Annotated in this window: 12 protein-coding genes; 6 read left to right on the forward strand and 6 right to left on the reverse strand. The window is 73.0% G+C overall.

Annotated elements, in window-relative coordinates; genetic code table 11:
- Positions 1 to 173: 173 nt before the first annotated feature.
- On the reverse strand, positions 174 to 2,042 hold the full coding sequence (gene lepA / locus ACWD4P_RS10375) for a translation elongation factor 4 (protein WP_359820551.1): 1,869 nt from the start codon (positions 2,040 to 2,042) through the stop codon (positions 174 to 176).
- Positions 2,043 to 2,232: 190 nt separating this feature from the next.
- Here lepA and ACWD4P_RS10380 point away from each other — a divergent pair, with 190 nt between their 5' ends.
- From ACWD4P_RS10380 to ACWD4P_RS10390, 3 genes are all read left to right on the forward strand, one after another.
- A complete protein-coding gene (locus tag ACWD4P_RS10380) occupies positions 2,233 to 2,625 on the forward strand; it encodes an antibiotic biosynthesis monooxygenase family protein (protein ID WP_449779321.1) in 393 nt (130 codons plus the stop codon).
- 101 nt (positions 2,626 to 2,726) lie between these two features.
- Positions 2,727 to 2,996, forward strand: a complete 270-nt coding sequence (gene rpsT, locus ACWD4P_RS10385) for a 30S ribosomal protein S20 (RefSeq protein WP_350566336.1) — start codon at positions 2,727 to 2,729, stop codon at positions 2,994 to 2,996.
- A gap of 479 nt (positions 2,997 to 3,475) precedes the next feature.
- Positions 3,476 to 4,138 carry a hypothetical protein gene (locus tag ACWD4P_RS10390; RefSeq protein ID WP_449779322.1) on the forward strand — a complete coding sequence of 221 codons (663 nt, stop codon included), beginning with the start codon at positions 3,476 to 3,478 and terminating at the stop codon, positions 4,136 to 4,138.
- Positions 4,139 to 4,163: 25 nt separating this feature from the next.
- Here the strand turns inward: ACWD4P_RS10390 and holA are convergent, their stop codons facing one another.
- On the reverse strand, positions 4,164 to 5,162 hold the full coding sequence (holA, locus tag ACWD4P_RS10395; RefSeq protein ID WP_359820559.1) for a DNA polymerase III subunit delta: 999 nt from the start codon (positions 5,160 to 5,162) through the stop codon (positions 4,164 to 4,166).
- Positions 5,163 to 5,280: 118 nt separating this feature from the next.
- Between holA and ACWD4P_RS10400 the strand changes: the two genes are divergently transcribed.
- Positions 5,281 to 5,574, forward strand: coding sequence for a hypothetical protein (locus ACWD4P_RS10400; RefSeq protein ID WP_359820561.1), 294 nt, complete (start codon positions 5,281 to 5,283; stop codon positions 5,572 to 5,574).
- 157 nt (positions 5,575 to 5,731) lie between these two features.
- Here ACWD4P_RS10400 and ACWD4P_RS10405 read toward each other — a convergent pair whose 3' ends face one another.
- Both ACWD4P_RS10405 and ACWD4P_RS10410 read right to left on the reverse strand, forming a co-directional pair.
- Positions 5,732 to 8,077, reverse strand: coding sequence for an ABC transporter permease (locus ACWD4P_RS10405; RefSeq protein ID WP_449779323.1), 2,346 nt, complete (start codon positions 8,075 to 8,077; stop codon positions 5,732 to 5,734).
- A 145-nt stretch (positions 8,078 to 8,222) separates the two neighbouring features.
- Positions 8,223 to 8,969: an ABC transporter ATP-binding protein gene (locus ACWD4P_RS10410; protein WP_359820566.1), complete on the reverse strand. Its 747-nt coding sequence runs from the start codon at positions 8,967 to 8,969 to the stop codon at positions 8,223 to 8,225.
- Here ACWD4P_RS10410 and ACWD4P_RS10415 point away from each other — a divergent pair.
- Together ACWD4P_RS10415 and ACWD4P_RS10420 are read left to right on the forward strand one after the other, a co-directional pair.
- Positions 8,968 to 10,326, forward strand: a complete 1,359-nt coding sequence (locus ACWD4P_RS10415; RefSeq protein WP_449779324.1) for a sensor histidine kinase — start codon at positions 8,968 to 8,970, stop codon at positions 10,324 to 10,326. The two genes, ACWD4P_RS10410 and ACWD4P_RS10415, sit on opposite strands and share 2 nt — an antisense overlap.
- Positions 10,323 to 11,027 (forward strand): response regulator transcription factor, encoded by a 705-nt coding sequence (locus ACWD4P_RS10420; protein WP_359820571.1) that lies wholly within the window; start codon positions 10,323 to 10,325, stop codon positions 11,025 to 11,027. The genes ACWD4P_RS10415 and ACWD4P_RS10420 overlap by 4 nt, the downstream gene beginning before the upstream one ends.
- A gap of 275 nt (positions 11,028 to 11,302) precedes the next feature.
- On the opposite strand, the gene ACWD4P_RS10425 is transcribed toward ACWD4P_RS10420, so the two are convergent.
- Positions 11,303 to 14,092: a ComEC/Rec2 family competence protein gene (locus ACWD4P_RS10425; RefSeq protein WP_449779325.1), complete on the reverse strand. Its 2,790-nt coding sequence runs from the start codon at positions 14,090 to 14,092 to the stop codon at positions 11,303 to 11,305.
- Between the two features lie 56 nt (positions 14,093 to 14,148).
- Complete coding sequence (locus ACWD4P_RS10430) at positions 14,149 to 14,820, reverse strand: helix-hairpin-helix domain-containing protein (RefSeq protein ID WP_449779326.1); 672 nt, start codon at positions 14,818 to 14,820, stop codon at positions 14,149 to 14,151.
- Between the last annotated feature and the right edge of the window lie 50 nt (positions 14,821 to 14,870).

The following is a 14,870-nucleotide window of genomic DNA, read 5'->3' on the forward strand; positions in this document are numbered from 1 at the left end:
CCACCACCGGCCGACGGATCGTCGTCCTGGGTGCCGGATCGAGGCCGCCGACCGACCCCGGACGGCCCAGGGAACGCCGAGGTCGCCGGAGTCGCGGAAACGGCCCCGGGAACGCCGGAAGGGCCCGGGCGGGTGCCCGGGCCCTTCCGGCGGGCGTCACCGCCGCCCTGCCGCTACTTCTTGTCCTTCGGCGCTTCGGCGTCGGTGGACAGCGCGGCGATGAAGGCCTCCTGCGGGACCTCCACGCGGCCGACCATCTTCATCCGCTTCTTGCCTTCCTTCTGCTTCTCCAGCAGCTTCCGCTTGCGGGAGATGTCACCGCCGTAGCACTTGGCGAGGACGTCCTTGCGGATCGCGCGGACCGTCTCGCGGGCGATCACCCGGGAGCCGATGGCCGCCTGGATCGGCACCTCGAACTGCTGGCGGGGAATGAGCTTCTGGAGCTTGCCCGCCATCATCACGCCGTAGCTGTAGGCCTTGTCCTTGTGGACGATCGCGGAGAAGGCGTCCACCGCGTCGCCGTGCAGCAGGATGTCGACCTTCACCAGCTGGGCGGTCTGCTCGCCGATGGGCTCGTAGTCCAGCGAGGCGTAGCCGCGGGTCTTGGACTTCAGCTGGTCGAAGAAGTCGAAGACGATCTCGGCGAGCGGCAGGGTGTAGCGCAGCTCGACGCGGTCCTCGGACAGGTAGTCCATGCCCTGGAGGTTGCCGCGGCGGGACTGGCAGAGCTCCATGATCGCGCCGACGAACTCGTTGGGCGCGAGGATGGTGCCGCGCACGACCGGCTCGTACACCTCGGCGATCTTGCCGGCCGGGAACTCGCTCGGGTTGGTGACGGTGTGCTCGCTGCCGTCCTCCATGATCACCCGGTAGATCACGTTGGGGGCGGTGGAGATCAGGTCGAGGTTGAACTCGCGCTCCAGGCGCTCCCGGATGATCTCCAGGTGCAGCAGGCCGAGGAAGCCGCAGCGGTAGCCGAAGCCGAGCGCGACCGAGGTCTCCGGCTCGTACACCAGGGCGGCGTCGTTGAGCCGCAGCTTGTCCAGGGCGTCGCGCAGCAGCGGGTAGTCCGAGCCGTCCAGCGGGTAGAGGCCGGAGAACACCATCGGGCGCGGGTCCTTGTAGCCGCCGAGCGGCTCGGTGGCGCCCTTGTGCATCGAGGTGATCGTGTCACCGACCTTGGACTGCCGGACGTCCTTCACACCGGTGATGATGTAGCCCACCTCGCCGACGCCGAGGCCGTCGGCGACCTTCGGCTCGGGCGAGATGACGCCGATCTCCAGCAGCTCGTGGGTGGCGCCGGTCGACATCATCGCGATGCGCTCGCGCTTGGTCAGCTGGCCGTCCACGACACGGACGTAGGTGACCACGCCGCGGTAGGCGTCGTACACCGAGTCGAAGATCATCGCGCGGGCCGGGGCGTCCTTGACGCCGACCGGGGCCGGGATGGTGTTGACGATGTGGTCGAGGAGGTCCTCGACGCCCAGACCGGTCTTGGCGCTGACCTGGAGCACGTCGGAGGGGTCGCAGCCGATGATGTGGGCGATCTCGGCCGCGTACTTCTCCGGCTGGGCGGCCGGCAGGTCGATCTTGTTGAGGACCGGGATGATCGTGAGGTCGTTCTCCAGCGCCAGGTACAGGTTGGCGAGGGTCTGCGCCTCGATGCCCTGGGCCGCGTCGACCACCAGGATGGTGCCCTCGCACGCGGCGAGGGAACGGGACACCTCGTACGTGAAGTCCACGTGACCGGGGGTGTCGATCATGTTGAGGATGTGCGTCGTCCCGGCGTTCGGCCCGGTCTTCGGCGCCCACGGGAGGCGGACCGCCTGCGACTTGATGGTGATGCCGCGCTCACGCTCGATGTCCATGCGGTCGAGGTACTGGGCACGCATCTGCCGGGGGTCGACGACGCCGGTGATCTGCAGCATCCGGTCTGCGAGCGTCGACTTGCCGTGGTCGATGTGGGCGATGATGCAGAAGTTGCGGATCAGCGCCGGGTCGGTACGGCTGGGCTCTGGCACATTGCTGGGGGTCGCGGGCACCTTGGTCCGATTCTCCGTTGGTCCGGGGCCGGGGGTGTCCTGGTCATCGCTGACCGGTTTTCCCGGGGACCGGACAGTCTCGTCCGATCGAAATAGTTCCTCCCATCCTCCCACGACCGCGGCCGGGGGCGCCGTCCGGGACTCTCCGGGGGCTTCCGCCCGCCGGGGCGCGGCTCCAGGATGGCCTCCCATGATCCTGGAAAGCGCACTGCTCGACGTCCTGCCCGGCCGCGAGGAGGAGTTCCTCGCGGCCTTCGCCGAGGCCCGCCCGCTGATCGCCGGCCGGCCCGGATTCCGCTCGCTGGCACTGCGGCGGTGCCTGGACGAGGGGCGCGGCTCGCGCTTCCTGCTCCAGGTGGAGTGGGAGACGCTCGCCGACCACACCGAGGGGTTCCGCGGCTCGGCCGAGTACCGGCGCTGGCGGGAACTGCTGCACCACTTCTACCGGCCGTTCCCGGAGGTCGAGCACTACGGGGAGCCGGTGCTGAGCGCCTGGACGCGCTCCGGCTGCCGTTCCACTCCCGCCCGTCGTCCGCCGGACGGGGCCCCCTCCGGTTTGGGACGGGCAGCGGGCCCCTGGTAGCGTGGGCTGCTGCACCTGGCCTCGGCCTGCCCTCTCAGCCGGACCGACGGCCACCGGGTGCAACCCCGTTCAGCAACTTTCAGACAGACTGAGGCTCCTTCGTGGCGAACATCAAGTCCCAGATCAAGCGCAACAAGACCAACGAGAAGGCGCGCCTGCGCAACAAGGCCGTCAAGTCCTCGCTGAAGACCGCCCTGCGCAAGGCCCGTGAGGCCGCTGCCGCCGGCGAGACCGAGAAGGCCACCGAGCTGGCCCGCGCCGCCTCCAAGGCGCTGGACAAGGCCGTGAGCAAGGGCGTCATCCACGCCAACCAGGCCGCCAACAAGAAGTCGGCCATCACCAAGCGCGTCAACGCGGCCGCCCAGGCCTGACGCCCCCGGGGGCTGTGCCCCCACCGCTTCGGGACGACCCGGCCCTCTACCCGGACCCCCGAGGCGCGCGAGACTCGCACCGCACGCGGCCTGCGTTCGCCACGCGGGTGCGGTGCAACGAAGCAGTGCGGCAGGCGCCGCAGCCGGCCTCTTCCCGAGGCCCGCTGCGGCGCCTGTCGCGTTCCGCGGTCCGGCCGCTATGGTCGGTCGGGTCCGAGCGGGATGCGGGGAGCATCCCGGCGCCAGGCCCAGGGGGGACCTCCATGACGACGCCACCGCCACCACCACCGCCGGTACCGAACGGGCCGGGGTACGGCTTCCCGCAGCAGCCGCCGGGCCCAGGCGCGCACCACCTGCCGGGCGCCGCGGGCCCCATGGGCGCGCCGGGCCCCACGGGCCCCATGGGCGCGGCCGGTTTCGGCCCGCCGCCGGGGCTGCCCACCGCGCCCGGCACGGCTCCCGGTACGACTCCCGGCCCGGTGGCCACCGGGCCGGCCCCCAGGAACGCCGGGAACCTGCGGCGCAACGCCGTCTGGGCCTTCGTCGGCGCGGTGATCGTCTCGGCCGGCTGGACCGCCGCCGTCCTGGCCGTCCCCGGACTGGTCAGCAGCGAGTCCTCACCGCGCGGCCTGAACGGCTACCACCTCTCCGACGACTTCTGCACCACCGGGAAGCCCGCGAAGATCCTCCAGACGTACTCCGTCTCGGACACCTCCGCGCCGACCCACCACTCCGACCGGCACCCGGCCCTGGACAGCATGAGCTGCTCGATGTCGCTCAAGCGCACCGGCGGCAACAACGACAGCGAGTACGCCTCCCTGTTCTTCCGCACCGACCTCCACAAGGCGATCAACCCGGCGCCCGAGCAGGAGGCCAACAAGGAGCTCTACCGGGGGCGCGGCTACCAGGTCACCGACGTCGCGGGGCTCGGCGAGGAGGCGTACTACCTGTACAAGGACGACGGCTCGGACCAGTACCACAGCGTCTACGCCGAACTGGACGTCCGCGACGGCGGGATGACGTACTACATCAACTACACGGCCAGCTACACCCAGGGGAAGGGCAAGCCGCCGTCCAAGGACGAGCTGCGCGGCGCCCTCCAGTCCGACGCCCAGGACGCCCTCCGGGCGATGAGGAAGTAGGGCCCCGGGGCGGGCTCGCGCCGGCTCAGTACGCGGGCCGGGAACCGGCCCGGGCGGCCCGGGCGACGGCGACCACCGCGCGCTCCAGGGCGAACGCCGGGTCGTCCGAGCCGCCCTTGACGGCGGCGTCGGCCTGGGCGATCGCGGTCAGCGCGGTGGCCACCCCGTCGCCCGTCCAGCCGCGCATCTGCTGACGGACCCGGTCGACCTTCCACGGCGGCATGCCGAGTTCGCGGGCCAGGTCGGCCGGGCGCATGTTCCGCCCGACGCTCGCCAACCGGCCGATGCTGCGCACGCCGGAGGCCAGCGCGTAGGTGATGCCGGTCGGCGGCTGGCCGACGGCCAGCGCCCAGCGCAGCCGTTCCAGCGCCTCCGCGGCCCGGCCGGTGACGGCCAGGTCGGCCACCTCGAAGCCGGTCGCCTCGGCCCGGCCGCTGTAGTAGCGGGCCACCACCGACTCGTCGATCGTGCCCTCGACGTCCGAGGTCAGCTGGCTGCACGCGGCGGCCAGCTCGCGCAGGTCGCTGCCGAGCGCGTCCAGCAGGGCCTGGCAGGCCTCCGGGGTCGCCGAGCGGCCCAGGGTGCGGAACTCGCCCTTGACGAAGGCCAGCCGCTCGTTCGCCTTGGCCAGCTTGGCGCAGGCCACCTCGCGCCCGCCGGCCTTGCGCCCGGCGTCCAGCAGGCCCTTGCCCTTGGCGCCGCCGGCGTGCACCAGCACGACGATCACCTCGTCGGCCGGCGCCTCGATGTACGCCTTGACCTCCTTCACCGACTCGGCGGAGAGGTCCTGCGCGGCCCGGACCACGATCACCTTGCGCTCGGCGAACAGCGACGGCGTGGTCAGCTCGGCCAGGCCGCCGGGCTGCAAGCCGCCGGGCGGGAGGTCCCGCACGTCGGTGTCCGGGTCCGCCGCCTTCGCCGCCGCCACCACCTGGGCGACCGCGCGGTCCAGCAGCAGCTCCTCCTGGCCGACCGCGAGGGTCAGCGGGGCGAGCAGGTCGTCGGGTGCACTCTTCCTGGCCATCGCCTACCAGCATCCCACGAGCCGCCGACACTCCCGACAGACCGCGGGCACTCCCGCCCGACAGACCGCGGGCACTCCCGCCCGACGGAGCGGGCGGCCCGACCTGGACAATGGCCGGGTGAGCGAGAACCCCACCACCGACCTCCCGGACGTCGACGACCCGTACGCCCGGCAACTGCTCGTCCTGCCCGACCGTGACACCGCCGAAGAGGCCGCCGAGGAGCTCGGCGCCACCCAGCCCGACCTCGGCGAACTCGAAGTCGTCCGCGACGCGCTCGCGGGCGAGGACGACGCCGAGGACGCCCAGTGGCTGGTCGTCGCCGAGGCCCCGGAGAACGGCTGGACCCCGGCACTGCTGCACGCCCTCGACACCCTCGTCTCCGGCTACGAGGGCTGGCGCGAGGAGGCCTGAGGCGCCGCGCGCCCGCCACCCCGCGCCTCCCCCGCCCCCTCAGGGGCCGGCTCGACCACCACGGCGAGCCGGCCCCTGCCGTCGCCCGGCCGCCCGTGAGTGCGGCGGCCGGCGGCTCAGCCCGGTCCTACTCGGTCCTGCTCGGTCCTGCTCGGCCCTACTCGGTCCGCAGCGCGGTGGCGGTCCGGGACCGCGCCGCCCAGCCGGCCGGCAGCGCTGCCCCGAGCAGGGCGATCACGACCCCGGCGGCCAGCAGCGGAAGGAGCAGCCCGGGGGTGTAGACGTGGGTCACGCTCGGTGGCAGGTGCCGGCCGATCGCGTTCCCCATCGGGGACTGTGTCGCCTTCTCCACCACGACCCCGAGCGGCACCCCGATGAGTCCGGCGATCAGGCCGGTGAGTGTCACCGAGGTCAGGACCATCGTGATGGTCTGTCCGGGCGTCATCCCGAGGGCCTTGAAGATTCCCATGTCATGGATCCGCTCCCGGGTGTCCTGCACGACCATGCTCAGCACCCCGACCGCGGCGACCGCGGTCAACATCAGCGTGAAGACCGCCACCAGGGCGCCCATGATGATCACTACGAGGTTCTTGTCGGACGAATTCGTCTGGACCGAGGCGTTCAGCGGGGTCAGCGCGGCGGCGGCCGAGGTGGACCAGTCCTTTCCGCTGACGTTCGAGGCCAGCTCGACGTTGAACTGGTCGATGTGCGGGGTCAGTCCGGCGGCGGTGAAGGTGGCCGCATCCGTCATGGCCGTGTAGTCGGTCCCACGGGTGTCGAAGTTGATGCCGACGACCTTCAGTGACAGTCGCTTGTTCTGCTGCACCACGGTGATGTCGTCACCGACGTGGATCCCCACCGCCGAGGCCAGCTTGTCGCCGACCACGGCCTCGCCGGGCGCCGAGTACCAGCGGCCGGACAGCAGCTCCATGTTCGTCCAGGAGAAGTCGCCGCTGACCGTGTACACGGCCGGCGGTTCGCCGCCGATCGGCGCGCCGAGCATGGTCGCGCCGCTGTCGCCCCAGCCGAACGCGGCCTTCGTGCCCGGGACCTTGGCGAGCGCGTCGGCCACCTTCGCGACATCCAGATCCGCGTGGCGCGGATCGTTGGGGCCGTAGAGACCCCAAGGCTCGCCCACGTCGGCTGTGGGTATCACGATCCTCGACGCGACGTTGAAGCCCGAACTCATAAAAGTGACCTGGTACTTGCTGAACGCGGTCCCCATCCCCACCGCGAAGGTGACGCCGACCGTGCCGAGCAGCACCGCCGCACCGACCAGTACGGCCCGGGCCGGCCTGGCGAAGGGCTGGGCCAGCCCCAGCGACACGGCCCGGGGCAGCGGTAGCCGCGAGGCCAGACGCTGCACGGTCCGACCGCGCCCGGCCTTCGGGGCGCGCCCGACCACCAGGGCCTGAACCGCCGGCATCCGGCCGGCCCGCAACGCCGGGACCGAAGCCGTGACGCCGACGATCAGCAGGGTGCCCAGCGACACCACGACGCTGACCCACGACGGAATCGCGGCACTGCCCGCGCCGAGCTGCTTGCCGGCCTCGCCCAGGATCGGCATGGCCAGGAGATTGCCGAAGACCGTGCCGAGCACCACGCCGAGCGCCGCCGGGATCACGGCCTGCGCGGTGTAGGCGCGGGTCACCTGCGAAGGGGTGAAGCCCAACGACTTCAGAATCCCGATGCGCCGGACTCCCGAGGCCACCGCGCCGCTGACCACGATCGCGATGATCAGCACGGACAGGACCAACCCGAGGATTCCGAAGGCGACCAGGAACGGCACGAAGGCCTTGGCGTTGCCGGTCACCTGCTGTTCCGCGGTCAGATACGACTGTCCGTCCACGACCGCGCCGGCCGGCACGGCGGCGGCCACCGTCTGCTTGCCGGTGGCGATGTCGGCGTCGGTCCCGGCCTCGGCGAACCGGTAGAGCATCTGCTCGTCGGTTCTGGCCCCGGCAGCGGTCAGCCGCGCGAAACCGTCGGCGGTGGCGAAGCCGGTCGCACTGTTGGTCACCGAGTTGGCTAAGCCGACGACCTTGAACGACGGCTTTGCCGGCAGGGAGGAGAACACCACCGAAGAGCCGAAGCAGGCGTCGGCGTAGTTGTTCGCCGGCAGGGCGATCTCGCCCGGGCCGGTCGGCCAGCGCCCGTGGGTCAGCAGCAGCTGGTCCATCCCGGAGGTGCTGGCCAGGTCGGGCCGGGTGGTGACGGTGACCGGATGGTTGTCGTGACCGGCCCAATCGGTCACAGGGCAGTCGGTGCCGACGGCCGTGTCCAACGCGGCGGCGATCGGGTACGGCCCGGCCGCCTCGGTGACACCGGCGGCGTGCGCGGTGGCGGCGGTCTGCGCGGCCGTGACCTTCGAACCGTCGAACTGGACCGCCAGGTGCGCTCCGTTCCGGGTGTCGAAAGCGTGATCGAACGGGGCCTGCACGGCGGTCAGCAGGCCGAGGGAGAGCACTGACGACATCACAGCGGTGCACGTCGTCACGACCATGACGAGGGACTGGACCCGACGCCGGCCCACGCCGGACCGTACGACCTTGCCGAGCGCGCTCACCGGCTCACCGCCGGCAGCACGCGGGCCATGACGTGGAATCCGGCCTCGAAGGGGCGCCAGGGCATCGGCGGCTTGCGCAGCGTCATCCGACCGCTCCCGCCGGACGGGTCGGCCGCGGGTGGGCGGCCGGGCCGGCACCGCTGCCGCCGTTGACGACGTCCCGCACGACCGCACCGTCCACCAACTCGACGGTGCGGTGCGCGGTGGTGGCGGCCAGCTGGATGTCGTGGGTCACCAGCAGGATGGTCTGGCCCTCGGCGTTCAGGTCCAGCAGCAGCCGGCGCACGTCCTCGACCGAGCTCGAGTCCAGCGCGCCGGTCGGCTCGTCGGCCAGCAGCACCGCCGGCCTGTTCATCAGGGCCCTGGCCACCGCCACCCGCTGCCGCTGGCCACCGGACAGCCGCTGCGGATAGGCCCCGGCATGCCGCTCGATCCCCAGCGAGCCGAGCAGCTCGACGGCCCGGCGCTTCGCCTCACCCCTGCCCATCCCGGCCAGCTGCGCCGGAACCATGACGTTGTCCAGCACGGTCAGATCGTCGAGCAGATTGAAGAACTGGAAGACCATGCCGATCGAGGCCCGGCGGAACTTCGCCGATCCGGCCTCACCGAGCTGATCGACGCGCGTGCCGTCGACAGTGACACTGCCGCTGGAGGGCTTGTCCAAACCGGCGATCAGGTTCAGCAGCGTGGACTTCCCGCTGCCGGAATGGCCCAGGATCGCCACGCAATCACCGGACGCCACGGACAAGTTCACACCGGTCAGCACGGGCGGGCCGTCATCGTATTTCTTCGTCGCCTCGCGGACGTCGATCATCGGCGTATTCGTCATGTCCACGAACCTACGAACAGGGCGTGATCCGCCGCGTCGGCCGGCGGATGTCACCGTTCCCCGGGCCGTCGCCCCGGGGGTGTACCCCGCGTACATCCCCGGGGCGACGCGCGGAGCCGACGCCGCTGAATACGATCTCCGCATGGAAGAGCACCTCCAGCGTCTCCCGACATCGAAGCGCGTGACCTGGCTGAGGTCACAGGCCGTGGTGTCGGCCACCGCCTGCTTCTACGCGCTGATGCTCTGCTTCACGATGCCGATCCCTGAGGCCAGGCACTTCGACAGCCCGTTCTGGTTTCCCGGCCTCGGGCCCTTCCAGACCGCCGGTCTGTGCGTCGTGCTCGCCCTTCCGGTTCTGCTGGTGCACCGTCTGCCGACGGCAGTCTTCGCGACGGTTCTGGGCGAAGCAGCCCTCGGCGACATCTTTGGCGCGCGACCCTTGATCGTGTTCGTCCTGCTCATCGCCTTGGGCGGGTATCTCGCCGTCCGGCGGCCGAAGGCTGCCGCCGTCGGCTCCGTCGCGGCCGTCGCGACCGCGTTCGTCAACTTCACCCACGTCAACCCCGAGGGCTCCGTCCGCGACGCGGCCCTGTGGGCCGGGCAGTACGCGTCGTGGCTCGCGGTCGCCTGGGCGATCGGGGGCGTGTACCGCAAACGCCGCGAATACCTCGAAGCCCTGCACGAGCAGAGGGCGGCCCGCGCCGTCGTCACCGAGCGGCTGCGGATCGCCCGCGAACTGCACGACAGCGTCGCGCACAGCATCGGCATCATCACCGTGTTGTCGGGAGCGGCGGCGCGGGTCGTGGACACCAAGCCCGAGCAGACGCGGCAGGCGCTGACCGGCATCGAGACCACCAGCCGCCAGACGCTGCTCGAACTGCAGCGCATGCTCGGGGCACTGCGCCGCGCCGAGCCGGACGCCGCCATGCCGCAGGCCGCTCCGCTGGCGCCGGCCGGCAGCCTGGCCGACGTCCCGGGGCTCGCCGAACGCACGGCCGACGCCGGGGTGCGGGTCCACGTGGACTGGCGGGGCGAGCGCCGTCCGCTGGCGCCGGAGATCGAACTGTCGGCGTTCCGGATCATCCAGGAGTCGCTGACGAACGTGGTGCGGCATTCCGGTGCGCGGACGTGCCGGGTCGCGGTGGGTTACGAGCCGGAGGGAGTGACGATCGAGGTGGTGGACGACGGGGGTGACGGTCCCGGCGGGCCCGGCCGCCCCAGGCACTCGGCGGCGCCCGGCGGAAGCGGCTTCGGCCTGCTCGGCATGCGCGAGCGGGTGTCGCTGCTGTCCGGCCAGTTCAGCGCCGACCGGCGGCCGGAGGGCGGATTCCGGGTGACGGCGAGGCTCCCGGCATGAGCGTGCGGGTACTGCTGGTCGACGACCAGCCGCTGATGCTGGTCGGGCTCGGGATCCTGATCGGCGGCACCGCCGACCTGGAGGTGGTCGGCGAGGCCGGCGACGGCCACGAGGCGGTGCGCCTGGTGCGCGAACTGCGGCCGGACGTCGTGGTGATGGACATCCGGATGCCGGGCATGGACGGGATCGAGGCGACCCGGCGGGCGACCGCCGAGCCGGACCCGCCCAAGGTACTGGTGCTCACGACCTTCGACGACGACGAGTACGTCTACGGTGCCCTGCGCGCCGGCGCCAGCGGATTCCTGCTCAAGAGCATGGCCCTGGACGCGATCCTGGACGCGATCCGCGTGGTGGCGGCCGGCGACGCGTTGATCGCGCCGAGCGTCACCCGACGGCTGATCGCCGACTTCGCCGGAACCTCCGCCACCCCCGCGGCCCCCGCACCCCCGGCACCCCCCGTACCGGACACCGAGCCCGACGCGGGCTCGCGCCTCCTCGCGGAGATCACCGACCGGGAGCGCGAGGTGCTGGCACTGGTCGGACAGGGGCTGTCGAACGGTGAGATAGCCGAGCGGTTGGTGATCAGCGCGGCGACGGCGAAGACCCATGTCGCGCGCCTGTTCGCCAAGCTCGAGGCCCGGGACCGCGTCCACCTGGCGATCATCGCCTACGAGAACGGACTCACGCCGGGTAGACGGTAGGGCGGGGTGAGACGAACGATCGCCGACCACGAGTTCGCCGCGTTCGCCGGATGCGCGAGCTCACCCGCCCGGCCGCGGCGGGATGCCCATGCTTGTGGCTTCTTCTCGGGTTCTCCGGTTCTCCGGCGCGCTCCGGGCCTGCCCGGAGCGCGCCGGAACGTTTCTGCTGGCCCCGCACCCGCACCCCGCACCTCTCCACTCCTCCCACAACCCCCTACCCCATTCCCTGCCCCACGTGGTTGGTGGGAGGAGGAGAGTGCGGCGGGTCGGACGGGTCACGCGGGCGGGGCTCGCGGGACGGCCGGGGTCTGCCCAGGGCTGGTGGGGGTGGAGCGGGTGGCAGGGGTGGAGCGGGTGGCGGGGACGGCGGGCCCGTCCCCGCCACCCCCACTGATCCGGCCGACCCCGCTGGTCCCCCGATGGGCCCGCGCGTGGTGGGCGGCACGGGTGGGCTGGGCGTGGACGGCCGCGCCGAGGGTGGCCGGGGAGTCACCCGTCACCGCGATGTCCCCCTCCCGGTCGGTGCGCAGGACGGTGGCGCCGAGTGCGCGCAGGTGGTCGACCGTCCTCGGGGACGGGTGGCCGTACGAGTTGCCCTCGCCGCAGGAGATCAGGGCCAGTCGGGGCCGCAGCACGGCCGCCAGATCCCAGTCCTGATGGGCCGATCCGTGGTGCGCCACCTTCACGACGTCGGCCTTCCCCACCCGGCCCAGCAGCGCCGACTGGGCCTGCGGTTCGAGATCTCCGAGCAGTGCCATCCGTAGTCCTCCTGTCAGTGTCACCATCAGTGCGACGCTCGCGTTGTTCGGGCCCGGCGCCTCCGCGGCCGCGCCGGGGACGGGCCAGACCACCTCCCAGGCCAACTCCCGGCCGGCTGACCGCCGTTCGCCCTGGCCGACTCTCGTCAGCGGGTGCCCGACGCCTGCGGCCCAACCCGCCACCCGGGCCGCCTCGCCCGGTGGGTCGTCCAGCGTGGTTCCCTGGACCGCTCCGACCCTGCGCCCCCTCAGCACCCCCGGCACGCCCTCGACGTGGTCGGCGTGGAAGTGCGTCAGCAGCAGTAAGGGGACCTTCGTGACGCCGAGGTCGCGCAGGCACCTGTCCGCGGCGTTCGGGTCCGGCCCGGCGTCGATCACCACCGCGCTGTCCGGCTCCCCCGTCGCCAGGGCCAGCATGTCTCCCTGCCCGACGTCACACATCACCAGTCGCCACCCCGGTGGTGGCCAGCCGGTGGCGACCCGGGCGAGCTGCGGCGGGCGCAGCAGCACGGCCAGCAGGACCGCCGTCAGCGCCCCCGTCACCAGGGCCCGCACCCAGCGCCGCCCGGCGCGCCCCGGTACCGAAGCGCGCGGCACCGGAGCACATGGCGTCGGAGTACGTGGCACCGGAGCACGCAGTACCGAACCGCCTGGCTGCGAACCACCCGCCGCCGGCCGTCGGGGCAACAGCAGCGGTGCCGCCCAGCAAGCCGCCAGGACCCCCAGGGCGACCGTCGCCGTCCCGAACCACCCGCCCGGCCAACCTAGTTGACCTCCCGGCACCTCGGCACCGCGACGCGCCAGCAGGGCGAGCCAGCCGACCGGCACCCCGGCCGGTTCCGCGAGCAGGCCGGCCAGGGCCGGAAGGAACGGGTGCAGGACGAGCACCCCGAAGCCGAGCAAAGTCGCCGGGGCCACGGCCGGCTCGGCCAGCAGGTTGCAGGGGATGCCGACCAGGCTGACGTGCCCGGACAGCACCACCGTCACAGGCGCGCACAGCGCCTGGGCGGCCGCCGCTGCCGCGAGCGCGCCCGCCAGGTGGTGCGGCCAGCGGCGGGCCCGCAGGGCCTCCGCCCAGTGCGGGCCGAGGACGAGCAGTCCGGTGGTGGCGAGCACCGACAGCAGGAAGCCGAACGAGCGCGCCAGGAACGGATCGAGCAGGACCAGCACCAGGACGGCCCCGGCGAGCGCGGGCACCGCCCGGCGGGGCCGGCCGGTGGCCAGGGCCAGTATGCCGATCAGCCCTGTACCGGCCGCCCGCAGCACGCTGGGCTCGGGCCTGCAGACGGTGACGAAGGCCAGTGTCAGCGCGGTGCCGAGCAGCGCGCCGGTCCGCAGCGACAGCCCGAGCGCCGCGGCCAGCCCGCGCCGTTCCGGGGTGCCGGCCTGCCCGGGCGCGCCCAGCAGCGCACCGAGGACGATCGCCAGGTTGGCCCCGCTGACCGCCACCAGGTGGACCAGGTCGGTGGCCCGGAAGGCGTCGTCGAGGTCGTCGGGCATCCGCGAGGTGTCACCGACGACCAGCCCGGGGAGCAGTCCGCGCACGTCCGGGGACAGGCCGTCGGTGGCCGTGCGCAGGCCTTCGCGCAGCCGGCCGGCGATGCGCTGCGGCAGGCTCGGCGGCGTCAGCTGCCGGGGCTCCCCGTGCACGACCAGCAACGCGGCGGACTCCTCGCCGTGCCCCTCCCCCTCCGGCCGCACCTCGGCCTCCACGGCCAACCGCTGGGACGGGAGCACCCGTTGCCAGGGCTCGCCGTCCGCCCCTCGGGCCAGGACGGTCACCGGCGTGCGGGTGCGGACGCTCCGTCCGCCCGGGAGCACGGTGACGCGGTCGGCCACCGCGTCCACGGTGAGGAGGGTCTGCCCGCCGACGGTGCCGCCCCGGGAGGTGTGGGTCTTCGGGTCCCCCGCGACGGTCAGCTCCACTTCCACCACCGGGGAGGGCGTGCCCGGCGCGCGCGGCCCGGCGGCCGCGGACGCCCGGGCGAGCTCCGGCAGCGGCCCCCGGTGGAGGTCGGCGGTGTGCAGTGGGGTGGCGATCGCGGCGGCCGCGGCGGTGAGCAGGACGGCCGCCAGCGTCGCCGCAGGACCGTGCCGGCGCGGAACCCCCGGCCTGGCGAGCAGCAGGACGGCCACGACCACGGCGATGCCCGCCGCGGCGAGGAGGGGAGTCTCGTACCCCGGCTCCAGCCGCAGGAGCGCCGCCGTGACAGCCCAGGCCGAGACGGCGGGCAGCAACAGCCGGAAGTCGGCGCCCGGGGACCGGGGCGCGGCGCCCGGACCGACCCGTGCGGTGACGGCGGCCATGGCGGTACCTCCTTTCGGAAGCGGGAAGGCGGACGGGGACCACAGCGGCGGAGGTGTCAGAGGGTGAGCAGCGGCCGGAGCTCCGCGTACGTCCGGGCGCCGATGCCGCTGACCTGGCGGAGCTGGTCGAGGGAGCGGAAGGACCCGTGCGAGGCCCGGTAGGCGAGGATGCGCTGGGCGAGGGTGGGACCGACCCCCGGGAGGGTGTCGAGCTGTTCGAGCGTGGCGCGGTTGAGGCTGACGGGTGCCCGGGGCGCGGCGGGGCCAGGAGGCCCGTTCCCGTTGCCGTTCCCGATGGCCGGAGCGGGAGCGGGCACCTGCTCACCGACCAGGATCTGCTCACCGTCCGTCAGGACGCGGGCCAGGTTGAGGCTCCTGGTGTCCGTCTCCGGCAGTGGGCCGCCCGCAGCCCGCAGGGCGTCGGCCACCCGGGAGCCGCCGGGCAGGGTGTGCAGGCCGGGGAGGTGGACCCGTCCGCCGATGTCCACCACGACGGCGGCGCCGGTACCGGCGACGGCCTCGGAAGCGGAGGTACCGGAGGCACCGGAGGCACCGGGCGAACCGGGGGCACCGGAGGAGACCGAGGCGAGCGGAGCGGAGGGGTCAGCCCCCGAAGGTGCCGCGACCGCGGCCAGCGCGGGCACCGCGACCGTCTCCGGGCGGGCCAGCCAGAAGTGCTGGACGGCGTAGCCGACGGCGAACAGCAGCAGGATGGCCAAGCCGGCCACCGCCCGCCGGTCGAGGGCCAGCGCCGAAGCGAGCGGGGGGAGGGAGGAGG

This window comes from Kitasatospora sp. NPDC002543 (assembly GCF_053594915.1).